Source organism: Kitasatospora aureofaciens (genome assembly GCF_001188955.3).
In the GTDB taxonomy this organism is placed as follows: domain Bacteria; phylum Actinomycetota; class Actinomycetes; order Streptomycetales; family Streptomycetaceae; genus Kitasatospora; species Kitasatospora aureofaciens.
Genome location: NZ_JPRF03000076.1, coordinates 235,047 through 259,291, shown reverse-complemented (window position 1 = coordinate 259,291; position 24,245 = coordinate 235,047). Strand labels below are relative to the sequence as shown.

General features: G+C 70.1%; 18 protein-coding genes and 2 pseudogenes. 11 read left to right on the top strand and 9 right to left on the bottom strand.

Annotation, left to right across the window (positions count from 1 at the left end; genetic code table 11):
* The first annotated feature begins 344 nt into the window (after positions 1 to 344).
* From HS99_RS36590 to HS99_RS36575, 5 genes and pseudogenes are all read left to right on the top strand, one after another.
* The gene (locus tag HS99_RS36590; protein ID WP_046386307.1) at positions 345 to 2,780 is read left to right on the top strand and encodes a SpoIIE family protein phosphatase; all 2,436 of its coding nucleotides are present in this window, start codon (positions 345 to 347) and stop codon (positions 2,778 to 2,780) included.
* A 404-nt stretch (positions 2,781 to 3,184) separates the two neighbouring features.
* Positions 3,185 to 3,310, top strand: a complete 126-nt coding sequence (locus HS99_RS48025) for a hypothetical protein (RefSeq protein WP_267885598.1) — start codon at positions 3,185 to 3,187, stop codon at positions 3,308 to 3,310.
* Positions 3,311 to 3,431: 121 nt separating this feature from the next.
* A pseudogene (locus HS99_RS47390) lies at positions 3,432 to 4,034 on the top strand (DsbA family oxidoreductase); the annotation flags it as partial.
* A 158-nt stretch (positions 4,035 to 4,192) separates the two neighbouring features.
* On the top strand, positions 4,193 to 4,438 hold the full coding sequence (locus tag HS99_RS47385; RefSeq protein ID WP_232543007.1) for a hypothetical protein: 246 nt from the start codon (positions 4,193 to 4,195) through the stop codon (positions 4,436 to 4,438).
* A 267-nt stretch (positions 4,439 to 4,705) separates the two neighbouring features.
* Positions 4,706 to 5,074, top strand: coding sequence for a hypothetical protein (locus HS99_RS36575; protein ID WP_051835668.1), 369 nt, complete (start codon positions 4,706 to 4,708; stop codon positions 5,072 to 5,074).
* Positions 5,075 to 5,562: 488 nt separating this feature from the next.
* Here the strand turns inward: HS99_RS36575 and HS99_RS36570 are convergent, their stop codons facing one another.
* Complete coding sequence (locus HS99_RS36570) at positions 5,563 to 7,002, bottom strand: DUF1254 domain-containing protein (protein ID WP_030558009.1); 1,440 nt, start codon at positions 7,000 to 7,002, stop codon at positions 5,563 to 5,565.
* Between the two features lie 387 nt (positions 7,003 to 7,389).
* On the opposite strand from HS99_RS36570, the gene HS99_RS36565 reads away from it, so the two are divergent.
* Positions 7,390 to 8,664 (top strand): PucR family transcriptional regulator, encoded by a 1,275-nt coding sequence (locus HS99_RS36565; RefSeq protein ID WP_030558010.1) that lies wholly within the window; start codon positions 7,390 to 7,392, stop codon positions 8,662 to 8,664.
* Between the two features lie 101 nt (positions 8,665 to 8,765).
* On the opposite strand, the gene HS99_RS36560 is transcribed toward HS99_RS36565, so the two are convergent.
* The 3 genes from HS99_RS36560 to HS99_RS36550 form a co-directional block, all read right to left on the bottom strand.
* Positions 8,766 to 9,494 carry a 2OG-Fe(II) oxygenase gene (locus HS99_RS36560; RefSeq protein ID WP_078938794.1) on the bottom strand — a complete coding sequence of 243 codons (729 nt, stop codon included), beginning with the start codon at positions 9,492 to 9,494 and terminating at the stop codon, positions 8,766 to 8,768.
* A gap of 81 nt (positions 9,495 to 9,575) precedes the next feature.
* Positions 9,576 to 9,872 (bottom strand): tail fiber domain-containing protein, encoded by a 297-nt coding sequence (locus tag HS99_RS36555; RefSeq protein WP_223886134.1) that lies wholly within the window; start codon positions 9,870 to 9,872, stop codon positions 9,576 to 9,578.
* A gap of 86 nt (positions 9,873 to 9,958) precedes the next feature.
* Entirely contained in the window at positions 9,959 to 10,315 is a 357-nt protein-coding gene (locus HS99_RS36550) for a hypothetical protein (protein ID WP_223886133.1), read from the bottom strand.
* Between the two features lie 772 nt (positions 10,316 to 11,087).
* Between HS99_RS36550 and HS99_RS36545 the strand changes: the two genes are divergently transcribed.
* The 5 genes and pseudogenes from HS99_RS36545 to HS99_RS47375 form a co-directional block, all read left to right on the top strand.
* Positions 11,088 to 11,459 carry a hypothetical protein gene (locus HS99_RS36545; protein WP_030290345.1) on the top strand — a complete coding sequence of 124 codons (372 nt, stop codon included), beginning with the start codon at positions 11,088 to 11,090 and terminating at the stop codon, positions 11,457 to 11,459.
* Positions 11,460 to 11,564: 105 nt separating this feature from the next.
* Positions 11,565 to 12,302 (top strand): peptidase inhibitor family I36 protein, encoded by a 738-nt coding sequence (locus tag HS99_RS36540; protein WP_030558012.1) that lies wholly within the window; start codon positions 11,565 to 11,567, stop codon positions 12,300 to 12,302.
* Between the two features lie 138 nt (positions 12,303 to 12,440).
* Positions 12,441 to 12,758, top strand: a complete 318-nt coding sequence (locus tag HS99_RS36535) for a hypothetical protein (RefSeq protein WP_141763885.1) — start codon at positions 12,441 to 12,443, stop codon at positions 12,756 to 12,758.
* A 1,623-nt stretch (positions 12,759 to 14,381) separates the two neighbouring features.
* Positions 14,382 to 14,858 carry a DUF5994 family protein gene (locus tag HS99_RS36530; protein ID WP_046386302.1) on the top strand — a complete coding sequence of 159 codons (477 nt, stop codon included), beginning with the start codon at positions 14,382 to 14,384 and terminating at the stop codon, positions 14,856 to 14,858.
* Between the two features lie 279 nt (positions 14,859 to 15,137).
* Positions 15,138 to 15,294 (top strand): annotated as a pseudogene (locus tag HS99_RS47375) (PRC-barrel domain-containing protein); the annotation flags it as partial.
* A 29-nt stretch (positions 15,295 to 15,323) separates the two neighbouring features.
* Here the strand turns inward: HS99_RS47375 and HS99_RS36525 are convergent.
* The 5 genes from HS99_RS36525 to HS99_RS36505 form a co-directional block, all read right to left on the bottom strand.
* Positions 15,324 to 15,770: an ATP-binding protein gene (locus HS99_RS36525; protein ID WP_046386301.1), complete on the bottom strand. Its 447-nt coding sequence runs from the start codon at positions 15,768 to 15,770 to the stop codon at positions 15,324 to 15,326.
* A 119-nt stretch (positions 15,771 to 15,889) separates the two neighbouring features.
* Positions 15,890 to 16,288: an STAS domain-containing protein gene (locus tag HS99_RS36520; protein WP_051747311.1), complete on the bottom strand. Its 399-nt coding sequence runs from the start codon at positions 16,286 to 16,288 to the stop codon at positions 15,890 to 15,892.
* Positions 16,289 to 16,399: 111 nt separating this feature from the next.
* Positions 16,400 to 17,278, bottom strand: a complete 879-nt coding sequence (locus HS99_RS36515) for a SigB/SigF/SigG family RNA polymerase sigma factor (protein WP_078867717.1) — start codon at positions 17,276 to 17,278, stop codon at positions 16,400 to 16,402.
* Between the two features lie 107 nt (positions 17,279 to 17,385).
* A complete protein-coding gene (locus tag HS99_RS36510; RefSeq protein WP_050366930.1) occupies positions 17,386 to 19,827 on the bottom strand; it encodes a SpoIIE family protein phosphatase in 2,442 nt (813 codons plus the stop codon).
* Entirely contained in the window at positions 19,824 to 24,128 is a 4,305-nt protein-coding gene (locus tag HS99_RS36505) for a HAMP domain-containing protein (RefSeq protein ID WP_050366929.1), read from the bottom strand. The genes HS99_RS36510 and HS99_RS36505 overlap by 4 nt, the downstream gene beginning before the upstream one ends.
* Between the last annotated feature and the right edge of the window lie 117 nt (positions 24,129 to 24,245).

Sequence of the window (24,245 nt, the reverse complement as noted above, 5' to 3'; positions counted from 1 at the left end):
CGATCAACGTCCGCCCCCGAGATCGGCCCGGTATTACTCAGAGTAGTCAGACCAGCCCCCCCCCGGCCCAGGGCCGTCCCAGAGCTGCCGGCAACGTGGCCAGTCGCCCGCCCCAGCCGATTCCCTTCTCGCTGCGGACGCGGGAGAGCTCGCGGCGCTGGACGGTCGGCACGTCGGGGGTGGCGGGCGTTCCTGTGCTGCCGGAGCAGGTCGCCCATGGTGCAAGTGCCGGGTTTCGCGGGGCGGTTCTCGTGCCCCAGGCCCGGCTTCCGCGGCCCGATGTGAACTGGTGCCGTTCCCGAGGAATCCTTGAGTCAACGGACGCGTGAAGCGAGATGATCAGCATGGACACACCAGCGACGGGTGAGGGCCATCCCGGTGGCTCCTTCGCCACGGGTGCGGCCGTGGCCACCGCGGCTCCGGACGGAGCACTGACGGGCTGGAGTACCGGCGCACAACGGCTGCTCGGATACTCCGACTCCGAGGCCGTGGGCCGGCCCGCAGCGGATCTGCTCGCGTCGCCCCTCCCTACATCCGCTCGCGAGCGGCTGGCCGGGCAGGAGGGCTGGGTCGGACCTGTGGTCCTGCGCCACCGCGACGGCCACCCCGCGGAATGCCGACTGTGTGCCCGTCCGCTGCCCGCCGGTGACGGCCAGGCGGGCTGGCTGCTCGAGGCCGCCCCACTGGGGCAGGATAACGACCGCGAGAACGATCCGCTGCTCCACTGGTCATTCGACCAGTCCCCGCTCTCTCTGGCGATCTACGACACCGAGGGCCGGTTCGTGTACGTCAACGAGGCCATGGTGCAGCAGCTCGGAGCCCCGGAGGGGGAGCTTCGCGGGCGCCGGATCACCGAGCACATGCCGGATCCGCTGTTCGGCGTCCCCCAGCGGAGTGTCGAGCGAGTGGCGGCGACCGGTCGGCCGGAGCACCTCGAGAACTACCTGCGGGTGCCGGGAGAGGCCTTCCCGCACGCCTGGATCGTCCACTTCACGCCGCTCAAGGACCCGGCGGGGCTGGTGCACGGCGTGCAGATGACCGCACTCGACTTCTCCGAGCAGCACGCGGCCCGCGAACGTCTGGCGCTGCTCGACGAGGCCGGCAGGCGGATCGGCAGCACCCTGGATGTGGCCCGCACTGCCCAGGAGTTGGCCGACGTGGCCGTGCCCGCCTGCGCGGACTTCGTTTCGGTCGACCTGCTCGATGCCGTGCTGCACGGGGATGAGCCCGCACCGATCCCCACCGACCGCCCCCTGGTTCTGCGGCGCGTGGCCGCCTGCTCCGATGTGCCGGGTGTCGTCGCGGTCGGCGATCCGGCCCGCTATCCGGAGTTCTCACCGCATACCCTCTGCCTGGCCACCGGCCGGGGCACGGCGCACCGGATTACCGATCCCGAGATCGTCCGTTGGCTGGCCGAGGACCCGGACCGGGCCGCCTGGATACGCCGGCACCGTGCGCACTCGCTGCTCGCGGTACCGCTGCGTGCCCGCGGTACGAACCTCGGCGTCGTCCTCTTCACCCGTCTGGACCCGTCCGCGCCGCCGTACGGGCGGGATGACCTGCCGATCGCCGAGGAACTGGCGGCGCGCGCCGCGGTCTGCATCGACAACGCCCGCCGCTACACGCGCGAGCACACCACCGCCCTCACACTCCAGCACAGCCTCCTGCCACAGGGGACTCCCGAGCAGGCCGCCGTCGACATCGCGGGCCGCTACCTGCCCGCGGACTCGAAGGCCGGCATCGGCGGTGACTGGTACGACGTGATCCCGCTCTCCGGCGCCCGGGTCGCCCTCGTCGTCGGCGATGTCGTCGGCCACGGCATCCACGCCTCCGCCGCCATGGGCCGCCTGCGCACCGCCGTACGCACCCTCGCCGACGTCGATCTGGCCCCGGACGAGCTGCTCGCACATCTGGACGACCTCGTCATCCAGCTCGGCACGGGGAAGGAGTGCGCTGACGCGCCGCCCGGAGAACTCGGAGCCACCTGCCTGTACGCGGTCTACGACCCCATCTCCCGCAGGTGCTCGCTCGCCAGCGCCGGCCATCCATGGCCCGCTCTGGTGACCCCTGACGGCACCGTGGACTTCATCGAACTGCCCACCGGCCCGCCACTGGGCCTGGGCGGGCTGCCGTTCGAGACCGTCGAAACCGAGCTCCCCGAAGGCAGTATCGTCGCGCTGTTCACCGACGGCCTGATCGAGGCCCGCCACCGCGACGTCGACACCGGCCTGCACGCGCTGCGCGCGGCCCTCGCCGGCCCTGTCCCCTCGCCGGACACGGCCTGCGACCTCGAAACCCTCTGTGACGCCGTCCTGAAGACGATGCTCGACGAGCGGCCCGCCGACGATGTCGCACTGCTGATCGCCCGCACCCGCGCCCTGGACGCCGGGCACGTCGCCTGCTGGGACCTGCCCGCCGATCCGGCCGTCGTCGCCGAGGCCCGCACGCGGACGACCGCACAGCTCCACGCGTGGAAGCTGGACGAGCTGGCCTTCGTCACCGAACTCGCGGTCAGTGAGCTGGTGACCAACGCGATCCGGTACGCCGCCCCGCCCATCCAGCTGCGGCTCATCAAGGACCGGACGCTGATCTGCGAGGTTTCCGACGCCAGCAGCACCGCACCGCATGCGCGCCGCGCCCGCATCTTCGACGAGGGCGGACGCGGCCTGATGATGGTCGCCCAGCTCACCGAGCGCTGGGGCACGCGGCACACCGGCACCGGCAAGACCATCTGGGCCGAGCAGCCCCTCCCCCGTCTGCGCGCCCAAGCCCCGACCTGACCCCGGATCCACACAGCCGTAGTCGACACGTACCGCTCTGCGGTCCTTCGAGGCCGGATCGGCGGCAAATCCCGCTGACCGGCCGGAGTGATCACCAGGTGGTCGGCAGCGTGGAGACGCCGTCCGCCACCGCAGGAACCACTTCGCGACGGACAGCACGAGCGAGGACGTCGAGCCCGGCGACCTGAACCCGACCGGTGACACCGTCGTCCCCCGCTTCGCGGACCTGCGTGTGAACGACGGCGGCAGAGCCTCGTATGCCTCCGCCATCGCCAAGCAGCACCTCGAGGTCACCCGTATCCACAAGAGCCCGCCCGGGCCCGGCACACTGGTCGGGCTCCGGGCGAGCGTGAGTCCACTCCGGTGAGAAGCGTCAGGAGAGCAGGCCGTTGTAGTCCGGCAGCTTGGAGGTCTTCTCGGCGTGGCCGCCGTTCAGGTCGGTCTTCGCCGGCGGCAAGGCCGTCAAGACCATCGTCGGCGCCCTGCCGAAGGACGAGCTCAAGCGGAACCTCGTCGACTTCATCGGCTGACCGCCCCGCACGTGGGGCCGCACCGGCCCCGGTCGTCAACCCACTCCGCGGGCCGGTGTGGGCGCCCGGCGCCCACACCGGCCTGCACACCCGCACGGCGAGCAAGAGCCCCAGAGAGGACATGAGGGCAAGGATGCGTATCGAGATCTGGGCGGACGTGGTCTGCCCCTGGGCCTACATCGGCAAACGCCGACTGGAGGCAGCCATCGCCGACCCGGCGCTGTCCGCCCGCGACATCGAGGTCGTCTGGCGCCCCTACCGGATCGACCCGACCGCCCCGCCCCAGGCCGCCCCGACGGAACCGGCCCAGCGCGACCCGATGGTCGACGACGCCGCAGCCCGGTGCGTGGTGGACCCGCCGACCACAGGGAGCTCGGGGACGGCAGACGACCGGGTGCCCATCTCCCGAATCGCAGCCACGGAAGGACTCGGACCGAACTGGGGCCCGGCCTGGCGATCCAGCAGCCACGACGCCCAGCGCCTCCTCGCCCTCGCCCACGAGCACGGCGGCAGCACACTGCAGGACACCGTGGCCGAGCACCTGATGCGGGCGCACTTCGTCGAGGGCCATGACATCAGCGCGCGTGAGACGCTCCGGACCATTGCGGCCACCGCCGGATTCGCCGAAGCCGCCGCGCTGCTCGACACCGACGCGGCCGACCGCACCGTCCGGGAGCTTCGCCTGGTCGGCAAGGCGCGGGGTATCAAGACCTCCCCGACGATCGTCGTCGGGGCCCGGGCCCTGGCCGGCGCCCAACCACCCGACGTCATCGCCGACTTCCTCGCCACCGCAGGCCCCGAACGCGACGTACCCGAAGAGGTCGGGCGCCTGCGCTACGCCGAGTCCCTCCTGGAACGCGCGACCCGCTCGGAGCGCTCACCTTGCTCCAACCGCTGCTCGACGATCACGGCGACGAGCTCAGCGTACGTCGCCTCGCCGCCCGCGCGTACTTCACCTCCGCCCAGCTCGGCCGCGCCCGGCAAGCTCTGGAACAGCTGGTCACCGACCTGCCGGACGACTCCTACCTCCGGCTCATGCTCGGTCGCACCCTTCAGCGCCTGAGCTTGCACGAGCAGGCCGCTCCGCACCTGAAGGTCGCTGCTGCCATGACGCCGGAGTTCGCCTGACCGGACGACAACCGATCACCCGCGCTTCGAGCGATGCGGGGCACGCCGCCGGCCCCGGCCGTCGGGTCAGCCATCGGTGGCGTCAGCTGCCGTAGACGCCGGCCTCGTACAGCGAATAGCCCCAGTTGGTACCGCGCTGCAGCCCGTGGATCCGCACGTGGCGCGCTGACGTTCCGGTGAACTGCGCGGTGCCCAAGCCGCCGTCACCGGCGGTCGTGGGTGACCCGCTTGACCAGGCTCGGGGCCCCGAGATCGATCCGGGGCCACATGAGCGATCAGGAGAAGGGCATCGCATTCCTCGCGTTGCGGCACCAGTTACTGGTCCTGCAACTCCAGGTGGGCACGCCATCGTTCACTGACACCGACCGCGCGACGCTCACCGGCCCGCTCCACCGCCTCCCGAGGGACAGACTGTGCCAACTCCTGACCCTGGTGCGCCCGGACACGATTCTCCGCCGGGACCGCAACCTGCCCAAACGGCGCCACACCGCAACCTGTGCGCCGAAGCGGCGCGGACGCCCACCCACCCTCCGCTCGATCCGCGCCCTAGGGCCGATGCGCAACCGGTCGGACACCGGTCCTGGCAGCCAGGAGTCCGCCCCCCTCACCGACATGGCGACCGCGGCCGGAGCCTGACCGCATCTTCGCGAGAGGCCCAAAAGCATCTTCCCCAGAGGGTCTTGGAGCCCGCCTTCGGACGCTGCCCTTGCCGATAACCTCATCCGCCCTGGTGAGGGCCGGTGAGCGGTGATCCACCAGATGTCGACCGCGTTGCCGAGTCGGCGCTCTGGCGAGACTGGCGATTGGCCCGGCATGGTGATCAACGTGCTGCTGCGACTGGCCTATCTGGGTCTAGCGGGTCGGCCTGCTGCGGCCGGCCGTCGAGGGCGGCCCGGGCTGGCAGCCGGTCCGATCCATCTCCCCGACCACGGTGATCGCCATCCGATACGCGCCCCGGGTCGCGCCGGGAACCGCCCCGGACGTATACGCCCCTCGGTGGCGGGTGAACCGTTGTTCAGCCGCCACCGATCCGTGGTGTCCTCGGAGGATGCGTTCGCGTCCACAAGCAGCGAGGCGGGGCAATCTCACGATCTGGTTGCAGGATTGCTGCCTCGAGGCTTGCGTCAGCTGGTCATGGTGACCGGGGGCGGGGTCCAGGTGCCGTCGAGGACACTGGGCTTGGGCCAGTACATACGCAGCATCAGGGAGAACTGGCCGCTGGGTGCGGGTAGCCAGTTGGACTGCTTGCCCGCCGGGGCGTCGTGCTGGATGTAGATGTCCATGGAACCGTCAGGGTTGAGAGTCGGCTTGACGGTGTGCCCGACCTCGTAGCGGTTGATCGGGTTGGGGACCAGGAAGCCGGATGCGTCGTACATCGTGAGGGACCAGAAGGCGTTCACCGGCGGGGTGTGGCCGGGGGCGAAGTGGATGACGTACCGGTCGGCTCCGGTCAGCGGCTTGCCCTGGCTGTCGGTGCGGGTCAGCGGATAGACGGCGTCCTGGGGGAGGTTGGCGCCGAGTCCGTACCAGGCCGTGACCGCGCGCAGCATGTAATCGGTGCCGTAGTCGCCCAGGTTGCGCATGACGCGCCAGCCGTTCGCATTGTTTCCGGACGTGGCGAGTGCGGCCTGGATCTGCTGCTGGGCCGCGGGTACGGCCTGGCGCAGGGCTCGTGCTGTGGCGGGGCCCTTGGCGTTGATGTCGAACGGCCGGCCGGGGACGATGCCCAGGCGGGCCAGGGTGGCCGCCATGGGGGCGTCCTTCTTCGCGGGCGGGTTGGTGGCCATGGCCGAGGCCAGCTGGGAGAAGAAGCTCTGCGCGTTCATTTCGGCGACGCGGGTGGCCGGCGCTGTGGCGGGGACGGTCGGGTCGACGTGGCCTGCGGGCGGGGTGTAGGGGTGGCCGTAGGCGCTCAGCGGTTCGAGGGTGTAGTGGCTCACCAGGGCCTCGACGGCGGGCAGGTCGGAGGGGCCGTTGTACTGGGTTCGGCCGATGATCCACGCGGTCTGGGTGGGGGCCTTGATCTGCTTGACTCCGGCGGGCAGCCGGCCGTGCCAGCCGGGACCGGTGATGGCGAAGTCGCCGGCCGCGCTGCCGGTGGTGCGGGTGCCCGGGGAGGCGAAGACGTCGGTCCAGTCGTCGAGCATGGGCATCAGGAAATACCGGCCGTGGGTGTCCGGTACATGGAGCACGGTGGGCCCGGCCTTCAGGTCCAGCCACGCCGAGGTGTACAGGGTGTCGACGTTGGGGGCCACCACGGTGTGGAACTGCGGGCTTGGAGTGGTGTCCGCCTTGGCGAACTGGTTCACCGGTGCTCGCATGGTCGCCGGATCGGGCTTGACGACGTTGGTGGACGCCTGCTCGGTGGCCCGCATCAGGACCAGCGGGTAGCCGTATACATACGCGTTGACCGCGTCGGCGGTGGTGGTGCTGGCGGCGGGAGCGGGCGAAGGCTGTGCCGCGCTCGCCTGGGCGGCGGTTGCCGGCCCGGCGGCCAGCACGAGTGCCGCCGCCCCCACGCAGGCGGCGGCACCCCAACGTCGGGGTTGACGCGTTGCGTTCATAACGGTTGTTCCTCACAAGACAGTTGTCAGAGTTGACGGCACCCCGTGGCTGCAGCGGCGACGCTCGAACTTCAGCGCCGTGCAGCGACGTTCTCGGGTACCCGGGCGCGCGGTCGGAAGGTGCTCCGCATGAGGACGGGCGGGCGTGACCGACCGCCAGGCGAGGCAAAACGTCGGCGCACCGAAGGACGGTTAGCGAGCTTGCGCGCCCCGCGGCGTACCCGGCGAGGGAGAGAACCCATGCCATCCCCATCGGCTCGTTCCAGCATTCATGACCCATCACGACCGTGCGGGACGAAGATCCGATCGCCCGCGCTTCACTGTCGCCCCCCCGAGGGGCCAGGGCAATCGGCGGGGAGGACACTCACGACGGCATATCGTTGTGACGTGTCACAACGAAGCGGGTCGCCACATGAGGCACCGGAGTCCGGCGAGGACATACGCGAGCAGGCGGTCCGACTGGTCGCCCGCCTCGAACCCCGGATCAACCAGCTGGCCAGGCTGGTCGTCGAGCGCCAGCGGGCCCAGGTCCCCGGCTTCGACCGACTCCCCGACGATCTGCAGGACCTGGAGGCCGCCTCGACCGCCCGCCAGGCGATCCGCGACTTCCTGCGCTGCACGCAGGGCCTCGCCGACGCCGAGGCCGAGGTGTTCCGGGAGCGCGCCGCCCAGCGTGCCGCAGAAGGCGTCCCCCTGATCGGGCTGATCAAGTCGTACCACGTCGGTGCCGAGGTACTGACCGACGCGCTCTGCGCCGCCGCCCGCTCCGGAGAGGACGCCGCCCTTCTCTGGCTCGTCCGCCGGCACTTCAGGGCCGTCAACGCCATGGTCGAGCAGGTCACCGAGGCGTACCTGCTGGGGGCGGCCGACCAGCAGGCGGCTGGACGCGAACTGGCCGCGGCACTGATCCGCGGTGACGCGCCACAAGAGGTGGCCGCCCGGTACGGTCTGCCTCTCGAACCCGGCTACCTCGTGCTCAGCGTCCGCTCCCCCACACCTCAGGAGCCGGTGGCCGCACGACGACTGCTCCACCAGGTCCTGGGCCGGCTCGCGCCCACCGCGGCAGGCCGAGCGCTCAGCCTGCCGGACGAACAAGGCGGCCACATCCTGCTCCCCCTCGGCACACCCCACGCCGACCTCGTCCGACACCTGTCCACCGGCCTGCCCCGCCCGGCGATCGCCGGGGCCGCCCTCGCGGCCACCCCCCAGGACGTCCCCGCCGCCGCCGAACAGGCCCGCCGGATCGCCGCCATCGCCCGCACACCCGGCGTGCACCGACTCCAGGACGTGCTACTCGACTACCATCTAGCCGGATCCAAGGACAGCGCCGCCGAGCTGTCCGCACTCCTCGACCCCCTGGACCGCCACGCCGGCCTGGTCGAGACCGTCGCCGCGTTCCTCGACTGCGACCTCGACCGGCGCCGCACGGCCCAAGCGCTCAACGTCCACCCCAACACCGTCGACAACCGCCTCGCCCGCGCCGCCCAACTGACCGGCCTGGACCCACACACCACCCACGGCGTGCAGCATTTCGGCGCTGCCCTGACCCTGCGCCGACTCGCTGAAGGCTCGGCAACCGGCCGCATACCTGGCTCAGCCGTTGAGACGAACTGGCCAGATGGAGGTCAGGGCATGCTGCCCTGGGGGCCGGCTGGTGGGTGATCACCTCTCGGTGGCGAGGTCGGAGACCGGTTGCCCCCGCCTCGAACGAGCCCGAATGACGGGGACGCATCCTTGTCGGTCAGCGTCGAGGGCGACGAGTCTCACCGGTTCACGTCATTCCCGCGGTTCGCGGGGTCAGGGCTGCACAGCCAGCCATTGATGGCGAAACGGCTGTCCGCGTACTGCTTGCTCGGGCAGCTGACCGGACGTACCTCGTGCCAGGCGGCGGGGCGGAAGAACACGATGCTGTCGTGCTCGGGCTCCCAGTCCCGCCAGGTGCGCTCCTTCCACTCTCCAGTTGTCTCGATGTGCAGCGGCAGGGCGGCGTCGAACACTCGCAGCTCACCCCCGCCGAAAGGCCGGGGTTTGCGATGCAGGTAGTAGACGAACGTGAGCAGGCGCCGGGGAGCGTACTCGGCGCTGGTGTCCTGGTGCGACCGGTAGAAGTCGCCGTCGTTGTGGACGTTGAGGCTGTAGCTGGGTTCGGTGTACTGGCAGGAGACTCCCAGCGTGTGCTCGACCGCCTCCAGCACCTCGTCGATGGCTGCCAGCAACTCGGGCGCGGCGAAGTCCTGGCGCGAGCGGGACCGGCGAATGTCCGGGACCACCTGCTGGTCTTGAATCATGGAGGGCTGCAACGCGTCGCCGGCGGAAGCGATGGCGCGTTCCAGTAAGGCGCCGGCCGTCCGCTCGCCCAGGAACTGAGTGATGCGACAGACCGTCACCGGAAGCCGCCAGATCGCGTCGGTACACACCGCCGACCGCTGATCCTTCGCCTCGGATGATCCCGTCACAGTGTCGTGTCGTGCCGAGGTGTCCTGTCTTGTCATGGTGTCCCGCCTTCTCGGTCGCGACGAGTGTTCCGCAGGGGCCGACTTCTCCAAGTCCTCCCGGGGAGCGGGCGGCGACCGTCACGCGGCCTCGGGCGTGTTCATGCTCGCGGCTTCTCGCAGACGATCCACTTCGGCCGTGAGTTCTTCCACGCGGCGGTGCAGCGCCTGGACACACACCAGGGCGACGCCGAGGCCGTCGACGACGGAGATGGTGGTGTCGTCCCGGTTGAAGCCGAAGGCAGCGTGCCAGTCCTGGGCCATCGGCCCGAGATGGCGCACGTCTTCGGGCTCCCAGAAATAGCGCCAGGTACTGACGGGCAGCGCGGCCACCGTCTCCAGGACCGCGTAGCCGTTTACCGCACCGACCGGGGCCACAGCGCCACTCTCCCGCGCGCCGGCCGAACGACGGGCCGGGACACTTTGATCACCCGCCCGGGAGCGTCGGCGGAAGACCCGCATCCTCACCGACTCCAGTCGACCGGGACCACGTCCTGCTTGAGCCCGCGGTCACTGCAGATCTGGCACGGGGAGTTCGGGACACCGGGGCCCTGGTCGGTGCCGACGGTGATCGCTCCGTGGGCCCCGACCGGGGCGTGGACGCCGTCGCCGACCAACGCGGCCTCGTAGCCGCCCAGCAACTCCTGAAGGGTTCCGGGACCCAGGTCCTCCGGAGCGGTGATCGCGGCGATTCCGGTGTCGTCCGTGTACGCCATTCCCAGCGTCCGGCCGCCCATGGTGGCGAACACGATCTTCGCACCGCGGATGGGCTCCCCGGTCACCGCGTCGGACGCCGCCGCGTTGATGTTCTCCAGTTGCATCTGGGTGACATTCAAGGTGGCCTGGCTGGCCGTGAGCCTGGTCGGCTTCAGGCTGGGGCATTGCGCCCCGCTGCTGCACGACGTGGCCGACGGGGTGGTCGCAGACGCGGTAACACCGCTCCCCGCGCCCAGCGACGCCAAAGCCGCGGCCATCACCGCGACGGTCTTACGACCTACAGAACTCATGTCCACTCCCATGGGAACTACCCGAGCGTGATCCGCACCAGCGCATGACGGCCAAGACGGCCTGGGCACGTGCAGCACGCGACGGGGTGCCGTCCTCCTTCGGACGACGCAACCGAGCGTAACCACGCCCACCTGGCCCAACCAGCCGACAAGCACGAGTTCGCACCATCTGATGAACCGCCAGCAGGACGGTGACGAAAGCGATCGACGCACACAAACCAATGAGCGAACGCCGAAGAACGCGCCGCAACCGACCCACCGCCGCACAACCGGGTGGGAGTGCCCACCCCCAAGGAGAGCGGGCCGGGCCCGACAGCACACAGGGCATGATTACGCAGTGTTTGCAAATTGGTTCTCTGGGTAGTGGCGTGAGAGAGTCGGCCGCGATCATGCGCGGCCGACGACGACCGGCTGGAGAACTCGTGGCGTACCCAAGGGACTTGCCCCCGGTCGGCTTGGAATCCACGATGCGGGCCTCCGCGGTCAACGCAGCGCTGAAGATCGGCGATCTGGGAACCGTCACCTTGGACCTGACGGGCTGGTGCGAGGTCCGAGTTGAGGCCGACCTCGGGGCGGGCTGGGCGGCGTGAGGGTCAGGGTCATCGGTTTCGGGGTGACGGCCGACACCTCCGACGTCGGCGGGGTCACCATCGCCCAGTCCAACAACGACACCGCGCCGTTGAGCCTGCTGGAGGCCGTCTCGGATCGGACCTTGCGCACCACCCCGTTCCTGGACTGGACGATGTCGATCGAGGAGCCCCCGGGCGGCGGCGGGAGGCTGGAGTTGTCCAACACCCAGACGGTCGCCCTGGTCAACGACCATCTCACCCTCTTCCCGCCGCAAGGCGATGTCTACCAGCTCCAGCAGCCCGTCGACCACACGCCGGCCGGCGGCCCGGCCGGCCAGGTCGTCGCCACGCTGCTGCAGTTCCCCGTCACCCTCACCCAGAGCACCTGACCGGCACCACCGCGGGCCGAGACCGCCACGGGCAGCCCCCGACCCGCGGTGCGCTGTCGCCATCAGCACGACATCCCATACCTCGTCAGCAGGAAGGCAGACACAATGAGCGACGAACAGGCCCAGCTGATTTACGGCCAGGGACAAGAGGCGTGCCCCGACGGGACCTTCTGCCTCTACCGCGCCACCAACTTCAACATCGGCCAGACCCCCGGGGTCGGCGACAAGATCCTGGCCATTCCGCTGGGCACGTACGTCAACGACTTCTCCGTCTACGGCTTCGACCACAGCGGTGACGGGGTGAGCAGCGTCGTCAACAACACCGACGCGGACAACGCGCTCTTCTCGGCCGCCGACCAGCGGGGGCACTCGCTACCGGTGGACCGCAGGTCTTCGATCGCGAACCTGGCGCGGATCGCCATGGCCGACAGCCCGAACGGCAGTTGGAACGACCAGGCCCAGTCAGCGCTCGCGGCCCCCTTCCTGGGGAACCTGGTCGTCGAGCAGGAATGCAAAGGCAAGTGGCAGGACTGGGAGAGCCAGAAGTGGATCTACTCCTACCGGATCACGGTACGTGCCGAGGAGACTCGCGTCGTGAAGTGGGCCCTCGGCTTCGGTGACCTGCCCGAGGGAACCATCCTGTACAAGGGCTTCACCGACGTCTTCTGGGGTCAGGTCCTGAGCGACGGCACCGACGGCAGTGTCCTGCTCGCGTCCCCCGAAGGCGGCGGGCACACGATCGACCCCGGCACCGACCTCCTCATCGACATCCAAGTCCTCTACCCGAACGAAGACCGCGCCCACGAACACCTCACAAGCCTGAACGCCCAGCACCTCGGCTAAGGAGTGCCCGGACGGGAATGGAGGTCAGCCGTCCTGCTGACCTCGCCCCCGTCCGGCGGCCACGATCGGACGCTGCCGCCTGCCGGCTGGCCTCCGACTTTCCGGTCAGACGCTCATCGCCTCGACCAAGGGGAATCCATGGAACTCCACGACATCACACCCACCCAAATGCCCGCTGAGTCCGGCCAGCCACCGACCGCGGTCAAGGTACGGGAGGTACCCGCCGCCATCGAGGCGCGCGAAGCCCTCCTTGCCGCAATCGCCCAAGAGGCCCGCACCGTGGTTGACAAGCAGCCCGGGCAGGCATCCAGCGCGCTGGTCGAACTCGCCCAGGCATACAACCTGCTGGCCACCACCTCGGTGCCGGTGACCACCGACGGCACCAGCGCCCTGACACCCGTGCAGAGCAGGGCCGGCGGCCACCAGGTCGGGATGTGCCTGGAACTCGAACCGTAGAGTCACCCCAGAGGAACGGGCCGCCCAACCAAGCCGAGCGCTGCTATGGCAACGCCGTACGGTCCGTTGCCGACCCGACGCCCTCTGGGGGCGGTGTCCACCGCACAAACCTGATATCCCTACACGCCGCCACGCTGCTGCCGCTGACCAGCGGCAGCACGCCACAGATCACGAACTACGCTGCCGGTCCGGGGCTGCAGTCTGAGTAGAGCGGGAAAGCTCAGCCTCTGAGGCGTCAAGGGTTGCAGCAGTCTTCGCCGGGTCCGTGAGGGCCTGGCGAGGAAGGGAACGCGGGGATCGGCTGCAACGGTGGTGGCGCAGCCAACACCCGAGAAGCCCCACAGGCATGTCGGCAGGTTCGAACTCCTCCTCTAGCGATCGTCCGCGGGCCATCCGATGGTCCGAAAGACGGCGACGGGTCCACGCAGTCCCGCCGGTGCCTCACTGCAGTCCTTGACAGTGATCACGGACGCGACGTCAACCACGCTGTTGCGCGCTGAAAGGAGACGCTGGCCCAGTTCTTGCTGTTCTCCGAGGACTGGCTCAGCGCTCAATGACTACAGGCGACGTACCCGAGATCGCTGACACGCCCTCAGCCAAGGAGTTGGATGGAGTGCCGAGGGTGGGGTCCCAGGGGTCGGTGCGGTGTCTGATGGAGGTGACGCCGTGTTCGTCGTGGAGGTGTTCAGGGATGGCGTACCGCATGACCCGGCCGCGGGTGAGGGAGCTGATGAGCGCTGCCCGCGGGGCCCGGTCACGGAGCACCAAACGGGATGAAGTAGAAGTCCGCCGGCCGCGCCGTCGTCCTCGGCCTGTGCGTCCTTCCCGATCCGTGTTTCGAAGTCGGCCAGGTTCTCCACGCCCTTGATCGCGAACCGCACGCCGGTAAAGGCGGTCCTCCACCGAACCATGACACGCGGCCCCGCCGCAGAAAAAGGCCGTTCCCCGCATCGCTGCGGGGAACGGCCTTCCGGCCTGCATGAGCGTAACGCCGACCGGGGCAGCAGGATCTGAATCTGTACCCCTTCCCCCCATTCACCCTGTGATCTTTCCCGCCGAAAAGGCGGACAATTTTTCGATCACGAGTCGCAGAGCCAGGGATCCTGCCTCAGTGATCTGCATATTCGCCTCCTCGCGATCGTCCTACCGGTAACTTCTCCCGGCACTTTCGAGGATACTCCTTACTGCAATAATTCGAGCCCACCATGCACATTAATATTTGAAAATTCCGCCGCGTGGAGTTAGCCCAGAAATTCCACCCGAGAGATTTCCTGCGCCTCACCCCACAGTCGCGGGATCCCCCCTGGCCGAGGTGTCGCGAAGTGCCGGTGAGTCGTACGCCGATCCGCGTGGAACCAGCCAGGCGGCGAAGTCGGCCCGACGGAGAGGACCGCTACGGGCAAACCGGGGTGCGTGGCGGAGTTCGAGACGAAGGTCGACCAGCGGCGACCCATCGACCACCCCTGCTCACCCCGCCCATCGACCACCCCTGCTCACCCCGGAGGGCGGGGCTGCGGCCGGAGTACGGTGGAAGAGCGCACCGTCCACGAGCTGCAGACTTCTTCGGCGCCCGGGCGGTAGCACGTGGCCGTCGACGAACGAGCCCGAGGCAGGTGTCTCGACATGACCGCGACCCCCGATCCCGCCGCCACCCAGCCACCTGGGCCAGGGCCGACGGTCCGCCTGTCACTGACACCCGAGGGCGCCACGCGCGGCCGGCTGGACGGAGCATGGTGGCCGCGCTCGCACGATCTCCTGCGCGAGCTGCCCCCGCTGGCGGCAGCACTGGACCCCACGTGGGGGAAGGTCACCCGTGTCACCGTGAATCCGACGCACTGGCCGGTCATCCCCCGACGCGTCCAGGTCGCAGGCCACGTCATCCACGTCGGGTGGTTCGAACAGGAGCAGGACGCGGACGAGGTGATCGTGTGCTCCTTCACCCCTCTGCGCCTGGAGCTCCTGGTGATTCCCCCCGAGGCCGAAGCCTCCGCCGCCGAGTGGCTGATGACAGCGGCGTCCGACCCGGCCAACACGCGCACCGGCACCGACCTCCTGACAGCCGCGGGCGCGCCGACCGCAGACCCGCGGGCAGACGGGTGACGCCGTTCACCAGCGGACACACCACACCGACCATCGTCGGCCCCGGCCCTCCGCCCCCGGCCGGCTGCGGGCTGCTCCGGCTACTTGCGTGACCACTCGGTCCCGGCCTGGGGCTCGCCGACCGTGTGCTGCCCCTCCCAGACCCGGACCCTGATCGCCGACCGGTGGCCGTACCGGGTCGCCCTGCCGGCACACCGGGCAGATGGCGGCGGCACACGTCGGAGGGAGAATGGGAAGTGCCCACCGACATCGGAGGTTGCCGATGTTCGAGCGGCCGACATCCGGGAATGGCGCGGCCCTCGACGCGGTGGATGCCGACCGCCACAAGATCGGCACGCTGGAACCCGTCTACGTCGACACCGCGACGGATCGGCCGGCGTTCGCCATCGTCACGGTCGGGCTGCCCATACGCCTCCGCCTGGTCTTTGTTCCTCTCGCCGATGGTCGGCGTGTCCGACGGCGGGCCTACCTGTCGAACTCGGCCCAGACGGTTTTGCCGTGGCGGTGGGGCGCGGTGCCCCAGCGGTCGGAGGTCTGCTGGACGATGAAGAGTCCGTGTCCTCCGGGCAGGCCGGGGTGGCGGGGCCGGCGCGGTGCGGGCAGTGCCGGTGAGCGGTCGCTGACTTCGATGCGCAGGCGGGCCGCCGAGGCGTGCAGGACCAGTTCGAGGGGGCCGTCGGCGTGGACCGCGGCGTTGGCAACGAGTTCGGTGACCAGCAGGACGATGTCGCTCGCGCGGTTCGGGTCGGGCCAGGACCAGTGGGCGAGGGCTGCGGCGGTGAAGGTCCGGGCGTGGGCGACCGGCCTGGGCAGACCGGTCAGTGGCAGGCGCCGCCGCTGACCGTCGATCGGCAGAGCGGCCGCGTCAGAGACCACCGGCGTGTCGCCGAGGAGTTCCCGGCTGGGGTTCATGAGCGGCTGTCCCTTCGACTCGACGCTCTTCCTGACCGGGTGCCCTGCCGTGGCCGGAGCATGCGGGGGTCATTCGATGCGATGACCGGACGGCCGGCCCGCCCGGATGGAGGCTGGTGTCACCGGGGCGCCGAGAGCGCCTCGTCAACAGAAGTATGGAGGGAGAAGACGCTGTTGGCTCCCGTGATGTCCAACAATCTCATGATCGCATGTGATGGTGCGGCAAGACGGAACGGGATGCCGGCCGTGGACGCGTTCATGCGGGTCTTCAGCAGCAGGTTCAGGCCGGAGGAGTCGCAGAAGCCCACGTGCTCGAGGTCGGCCACCAGCAGCGTGGGGCGCGACACGGTTGCTCCTTCCAGCGCCGTCCTGGCCTCGGTGAGGGTTTCGACGTCGAGGTCGCCTGTCAGACTGCACACGGCGGCCCCGTCCGCGGTGCGCCGCACCTGGACTGTCAGGCCGGTCGCAGTGGTTGGCGCCGACGGCGAAGCAACAGTCGTTTCCTGGGCTGGCATCATCGTCCCCTCCACCGGTTCTCTTCAACTGACCATATGCACGGCCGCCCGGCGAACCAAATCGCCGTTGTACGGCGTGCGTCGCGCGCGGGTGCCTTCTCGCTTCGGTACCGCTCACGCGGCATTCAGGCCGTCCCGCAGTTTCTTCAGGGTACGGGTGAGCAGTCGGGAGACGTGCATCTGGGACAGGCCGAGCCGTGCGCCGATCTGTGACTGGGTCAGTTCGTCGGTGAAGCGCAGGGAGAGGATGAGCTGTTCGCGCGTGGAAAGTCGGGCGATGAGGGGTTTGAGTGCCACGAGGTTCTCGGTGAGGTCGATCGCGGCATCCTCCTGGCCGAGGCGGTCGGCGAGGGGGCTGCCGCTCTCGTCGTCATCGGCGCTGCCGAAGTCGAGGGATCCCGTGGTGCGCGCGTTGGCGGCCGTGAGGCCCTCGATCACCTCCTCCTCGGACAGGCGGAGGTGACCGGCGAGTTCGGCGACGGTCGGTGCACGGTCGAGCCGTGTCGTGAGGTCGTCCTGGGCCTTGGCGAGAGCGATGCGAAGTTCCTGGAGCCGGCGGGGGACGTGGACCGCCCAGGTGGTGTCGCGGAAGTGGCGGCGGATCTCGCCCAGGACGGTCGGGATGGCGAAGGTGGAGAACTCCACGTCACGGTCGGGATCGAACCGGTCGATCGCCTTGATCAGGCCGACGGCACCGACTTGGAGCAGGTCCTCCTGGGGCTCGCGCTGAGCGTCGAAGCGTCGGATCACGTAGCGGACGAGGGACAGGTTGAGCTCGATCAGGGTCGAGCGGACGTAGGAGTACTCGCGGGTGCCCTCTTCGAGGGCCGCGAGCCGCCTCAGCAGCATCCGCGTGAGTTCCCGCGCGTCCGAGGGCGCGACGTCGCGGGGGCTGTCCACGCCGGCCAGTTCCGGCGCGACGTGGCGGCGGATGGCGTTCGTGGTGTCGGCCGGCCGGGCGGCCGGCGCGGGTGCTTCGGTTCGCGTCGTCATCGGTGTTCCTCTCCGAGCCGGGGCAGGCCCGTTCCCGTCTGCCCCCGACCGCCGTTGTCATGCGCGCACGCCGCGTGAAGGTCTTGCGGAGTTCTGGGGAGCACGGCTCATTCGGCTTCGCCGGTGGGGCCTTCGTCCACGCAGATGCCGATCAGGCAGGTGTCGTCGTCGGTGTCCGCAGGGCTGTAGCGCAGCAGGTGGTCCAGCGTGGCGTCCAGGGCCGCGTGGGCGCTCTGGGCGGGGCGGCTCGCCTTCTCCGTCAGGGCGACGAGGGTTTCCAGGGACGCATGTACGGACTGGTCGCGTCGTTCGATGAGACCGTCGGTGAACATGACCAGGGTGTCGCCCACGTCGAGCTGGGTCTCGTGCTCCTCGTAGTCGGCGTGGTCGAGCGCACCGAGCAGGATGCCACCGATCTGGGGGAGGGTCTCCGCGCGGCCCTTGCGCAGCAGGACGGGCGGCGGGTGGCCGGCGCGGGCCCAGCGCAGCCGGCGGGTGGCCGGTTCGTAGAGCCCGCAGACGGCGGTGGCGGTGACGTTGTCGGTGAGGTGGTGGGTGACGCTGTTGAGCCAGCTGAGCAGTTGGGCCGGGCCGGCGCCGGTGGCGGCCAGGCCGCGCAGGGCGTTGCGCAGGGCGACCATGCCGGTGGCGGCGTCGATGCCGTGTCCGGCGACGTCGCCGACGCACAGCAGAACGTTGCCGGAGGGCAGGGTGAGGGCGTCGTACCAGTCGCCGCCGACGAGGTGGTCCTTCTCGGCGGGGCGGTAGCGGACGGCGACGTGGAGGTCCGGCAGGTCGAGCGGGCCGCGGGTGGGCGGCATGATGGCGTGCTGGAGCTGGAGGGTGAGGCGGCTGCGTTCGGCGGCCTGCTGTTCGCTGTGGGCGAGTTGGTCGCGGGTGGCGGCGAGTGCGACCTCGGTCCAGTGCTGGGCGGAGACGTCCTGGTAGGCGCCGCGGACGATGCGCACACCCCGGTCGGGGTCGTGGACGGGTTCGGCCACGACCCGGATGTGGCGGGTGACGCCGTCGGGGCGTTGGAGGCGGAAGGCGGTGGAGGCGGGGCGCTGGTGGTGCAGGAGGGTGCGCAGGAAGCGGTCGATCGTGTCGCGGTCGTCGGGGTGGGCGTGCTCGCCCAGGTGTTCCAGGGGGATCGGCTGGGCGGTGGGCGGCAGTCCGTACAGTTCGAACAGGGTGTCGTTCCAGGCGATGTGGCGGTCGCGGAGGTTCTCCTCGAAGCCGCCGATGCGGCCCAGGCGCTGCGCGTGCTGGAGGAGTCGGGCGACGGGGGTGGTGCCGTCCTCGAGCCGCCAGATGACCAGCACGTGGTGGCCGTGGCGGCTGATGCTGACCTGTCCGTGGGTGTGCAGGGGCACCCCGTCGACCATGGCGGCCAGGCGCATGCGCTGGGTGCGGAAGGGCTCGCCGGTGGCGTAGACGTGCTCGACCTTTACTGCCAGGCCGCCCGGCTCGGCCGCGAGGGGATAGGCCTCCAGCAGTCGTGCGCCGAGAACCGTGTTGGTGGGCCTGCCCGCGAAGTCCACGAAGGCGGGGTTGACGTCGCGTACGACGAATTCGAGAGGTACCTCGGTACTGTCCGGTGCCAGGCACAGGATCAGGCAGGGGTCGAGGACGCCCGCGGTCAGTCTGCGCAGGGCGTCGAACTCCGTGTCGGCCGCGCCGGCGTCCGCTTCGTCGTCGGTCCAGGTCTCCAGTGTCGCGGCGGCCAGCTCCGCGAGGGCCTCGACCTGACGTTGCAGGGGCCGGGTCTGCTCGGGCAGCGCGTCGTGCCAGCAGATCTCCAGCACGCCGATCAGGCGGCCGCCGAGCCCGGCCGGTACCGCGAGCCTGCCGCCGGTGAACTCGTGCTGTCCGATGGAGGGCAGCGAAGCGCCGGCGAGCTCGGGGATCGCGGCGGTGGCGCGTTGGTCGAGGGCGTGCCGGGCCGGTGTGAAGACCCCGGGGGGTACGTGCCGCCAGCGCTGGGCCTCGGCCGGGCCGAAGCCGGCACTGCCGCGCAGTGACAGCGACTGGTCGGGGTGGGCCGCCCAGATGGCGACGGCGCCCGCTCCCAGGGGGCGCAGGGCGTGTTCGAGCATCGAACGGGCCGCGGCCTCGGTGTCGGGTGCGGCGATGGCGTGTGCCTGCGCGGTGCGAAGGCGCAAGGCGACCGGGTCCGTGCCGTCGGCGGAGGAGGCGACGAAGGTACGGGCCACGGCGGAGATCCGGTCCGATGCGGCCTGGTTGAGAAGGTCGGCGGCGAAGTCGAGGACCGGGACGCCGGCCTGCTCGGACAGAGAGGCCAGTTGGACGGACGCCTCGGTGGGACCGCACTGCAGGCGCTCGACGAGCATGCCCACGGCGAGCTCGATCAGGGAACGGCCGGCCGCGTCGGAGTGGGCCTGGGCGAGTTCCTCCCGCAGGCGCTCCACGGTTGCGGCCAGCCGGCTCAAGCCCGGGTCGCGGACGCTGCCGTCACGTTGCGGTACTACCTGCACGGCTGCGGGTGCGGCACTGCCGCCGGCCGGGACGGAGTCGAGGGGGCGGTTCATGCGTTCTCCTGCGCGCTGCTCGCGGCGCTGTTGGTGGCCTGCGCGGGGAGGTGGCTCTTGATGCGGACGATCAGCTCGTCGGCGTCGACGGGCTTGGTGACGTAGTCGCTGGCCCCGGAGGCCAGGCTCTTCTCCCGGTCGCCGATCATCGCCTTGGCGGTGACGGCGATGATCGGCAGTCCCTCGTGCTCGGGCATGGCGCGGATGGCTGCGGTCGCGGTGTAGCCGTCCATCTCGGGCATCATCACGTCCATGAGGATCACGTCGATCCCCGGATGGGCGGCGAGGCACTCGAGCGCGGCACGGCCGTTCTCGGCCTGGAGGACGTGCATGCCGTGCAGTTCCAGGATCCCGGTGATCGCATAGAGGTTGCGGTCGTCGTCGTCGACTACCAGGACGGTCCGGCCGGTCAGCGAGGAGTCGATGTCCGGGCTCCAGTCGGACTCCGTGCGGCGGGCGAGCTGGGGGATGTCGCCGGGGCTGTCGGTGCTCATGTGGAGGGCGATGCGCTCGCGCAGCTCGTCCAGGCTGGAGATGACCTCCACCCTCCCGGCGCCGCCGGGGAGGTCCTCGTCGGCGGCGATGGCGCGGCCGCGGTGCGCGAGGATCGGGACCGCGTGCAGAGCCGGGTCGGCGTGCATTTCCCGGAGCAGCTCCAGGGCGGCGCCGTTGGGCATGTCCAGTTCCAGTACGACGCAGTGGCAGGGCCTGGTGGCCAGGGTGGCCGCCGCCTCCTGGGCGCCGACCGCAGTGATGATCTCCACGCCGTGCTGCGAGGTTCGTGGCAGCTCGGCGATGGCGCTCTCGGCCACCATCCGCAGCAGGCCGTTCGGACGGCCTTCCACGACCAGCAGGCGCCGCGGCTGCCCGTCGGTGGGAGCACTCGGCGCGTGCGCCGTCTCGGCGGCCGGCGGGGCGTCGCCGTCCTCCAGGACCTCGGGGGCCGACATTGCGGTGCCGGTGGCGGTGGTGTCGGGGTGTTCGGCCGGGAGGTAGAGGGTGAAGGTGCTGCCGCGCCCCGGTGTGCTCTCCACGGTGATCGCGCCGCCGAGCAGGAAGGCGATCTCACGGCTGATGGACAGCCCGAGGCCGGTGCCGCCGTACTTGCGGCTGGTGGTGCCGTCGGCCTGCTGGAAGGCGCCGAAGACGGTCTCCAGGTGCTGGGGCGCGATCCCGATGCCGGTGTCGGTCACGCGGAAGGCGAGCACCGGGCCGCCGCGCCGTACGCCGTCGGGCAGTTCCGCGTCGGTGGCGGGCTCGATGCGCAGCTCGACCCTGCCCTGTTCGGTGAACTTGACGGCGTTGGACAGCAGGTTGCGCAGCACCTGGCGCAAGCGGTAGTCGTCGGTGAGGAGCTCACCCGGGACCCCCGCGGCCGTGTGCACGGCGAAGGCGAGGTTCTTCTGCCCGGTCAGCGGGCGGAAGGTGGCCTCGACGTAGTCCAGCAGCGCGCGCAGCGGCACCGCGTCGACGTTCAGGTCCATCTTGCCGGCCTCGACCTTGGACAGGTCGAGGATGTCGTTGATGAGCTGGAGCAGGTCGGAGCCGGCGGAGTGGATGATGCCGGCGTACTCGACCTGCTTGGCGGTCAGGTTCCTGGTGGGGTTCTGGGCGAGCAACTGGGCCAGGATGAGCAGGCTGTTGAGCGGCGTGCGCAGCTCGTGGCTCATGTTGGCCAGGAACTCCGACTTGTACTTCGAGGCCAGCGACAGCTGGTGGGCGCGCTCCTCCAGTTCCTGGCGGGCCTGCTCGATCTCCAGGTTCTTGGTCTCGATGTCGCGGTTCTGCGTGGCCAGCAACTCGGCCTTCTCCTCCAACTCGGCGTTGGAGGCCTGCAGTTCCTCCTGCCGGGCCTGCAGTTCCCCGGAGCGGGCCTGGAGTTCGGCGGCCAGCCGCTGGGACTCGCCCAGCAGCTCGTCGGTGCGGGCGTTGGCCACGATGGAGTTGACGTTGACGCCGATGGTCTCCATCAGCTGGTCCAGGAAGTCCCGGTGGACCTGGGTGAACGGCTGGACGGAGGCCAGTTCGATGACGCCGAGGACCTGGTCCTCGACGACGATCGGCAGCACCACCAGGGACAGCGACCCTGCTCGCAGCAGACCGGAGGAGGCGACGAGGTACTCGGCCGGGATGGTGTCGACGCTGATGGTCCGGCGACTGCGCGCAGCCTGGCCGACGAAGGACTCGCCCAGGCGGAAGCGGGTGGGGCGCTCGCCGTCAGGGAAGGCGTAGGAGCCGACGAGTTGCAGGACGGTGCCGTCGGGGCCCTCTTCTGCGAGGTAGAACGCGCCGCACTGCGCTTCGACCAGCGGGGCGAGTTCGTCCATGACGGACTCCGCGACGACCGCGAGGTCGCGCCGGCCCTGCATCAGTGCGGAGAAGCGGGCGAGGTTGGTCTTCAGCCAGTCCTGTTCCTCGTTGGCGCGGGTCGTCTCGCGCAGCGACTCCACCATGAAGTTGACGTTGTCCTTGAGGTCGGCGACCTCGCCGGAGGCGTCCACGGTGATCGAGCGTGTCAGGTCGCCGGCCGCGACGGCGCTGGTGACCTCGGCGATCGCCCGGACCTGCCGGGTCAGGTTGCCGGCCAGCTCGTTGACGTTCTCGGTCAGCCGCTTCCAGGTGCCGGAGACGCCCTCGACCTCGGCCTGGCCGCCGAGCCGCCCCTCGGTGCCGACCTCGCGCGCCACCCGGGTCACCTCGGCGGCGAACGCGGAGAGCTGGTCGACCATGGTGTTGATGGTCGTCTTCAGTTCGAGGATCTCCCCGCGCGCGTCCACGTCGATCTTGCGCGTCAGGTCCCCGTTGGCCACCGCGGTGGTGACCTGGGCGATGTTGCGCACCTGGCTGGTCAGGTTGTGCGCCATGAAGTTGACGCTGTCGGTCAGGTCCTTCCAGGTGCCCGCCACGTTCGGCACCCGGGCTTGACCGCCCAGCGTGCCCTCGGTGCCGACCTCGCGCGCCACCCGGGTCACCTCGTCCGCGAACGCGGAGAGGGTGTCGACCATGGTGTTGATCACACCGGCGAGCGCCGCGACTTCTCCCTTGGCCTCCACCGTGATCTTCTGTGAGAGGTCACCCCTGGCGACGGCGGTGGCGACCTGGGCGATCGAGCGGACCTGGCCGGTCAGGTTGGACGCCATCACGTTGACGTTGTCCGTCAGGTCCTTCCAGGTACCGGAGACACCCCGCACCGTCGCCTGGCCGCCCAGGTTGCCCTCGGTGCCGACCTCCCGGGCCACCCTGGTGACCTCGTCGGCGAAGGCGGAGAGCTGGTCGACCATCGTGTTGATGGTCTCCTTCAGTTCGAGGATCTCCCCGCGCGCGTCGACGCGGATCTTCTGGGTGAGGTCGCCTTCGGCCACGGCGGTGGTCACCGACGCGATCGAGCGAACCTGCGCGGTGAGGTTGTCGGCCATCACGTTCACCGACTCCGTCAGATCGCGCCACGTGCCCGACACGTCGCGCACGTCCGCCTGGCCACCGAGCCGGCCCTCGGTGCCGACCTCCCGGGCCACCCGGGTCACCTCACCCGCGAACGACGACAGCTGGTCGACCATCGTGTTGATGGTCGTCTTCAGCTCCAGGATCTCGCCCCGGGCGGTCACCGTGATCTTCTGCGACAGGTCACCCCGCGCGACCGCCGTGGCGACCTGGGCGATCGCCCGCACCTGGCCGGTCAGGTTGCCCGCCATGAAGTTCACCGAGTCGGTGAGGTCGCGCCACGTCCCCGACACGCCCTTCACATCGGCCTGGCCGCCGAGGATGCCCTCGGTGCCGACCTCCCGGGCCACCCGGGTCACCTCACCCGCGAACGACGACAGCTGGTCGACCATCGTGTTGACGGTGTTCTTCAGCTCCAGGATCTCCCCGCGCGCATCCACGGTGATCTTCTGCGAGAGGTCTCCCTTGGCCACCGCAGTGGCGACCTGGGCGATGTCGCGGACCTGGGTGGTCAGGTTGCCCGCCATGGCGTTGACGGACTCGGTCAGGTCCTCCCACGTGCCGGACACGCCCGGCACCTGCGCCTGCCCGCCGAGGCGGCCCTCCGTGCCGACCTCCCGCGCGACCCTCGTCACCTCCGAAGTGAAGTGCGACAGCTGGTCGACCATGCCGTTGAACACGGTCGCGATCTCACCCAGCACGCCGTCCGCGTCGCCCGGCAGCTTTGTGCTGAAATCACCGTCCCGCACCGCCGTCAGACCAGCCAGCAACAGACGCAGCTCCGGCTCACCGGCAGGCCCCGCCGCGTGGCTCCCTCCGTCGGCGCGCTGGAAACCCTTCGGTGGTGTCGAGCCAGCCATCGAACATCGCCTCTCTGCCGCACATCCAAGGTCGTCCCCGCCGGCCCTCCCCGGACACCGGGCGAAGACATGGCGGGCACCGCGTACCGGTCGGAGGCTACCGCTAACGGGGTGAGA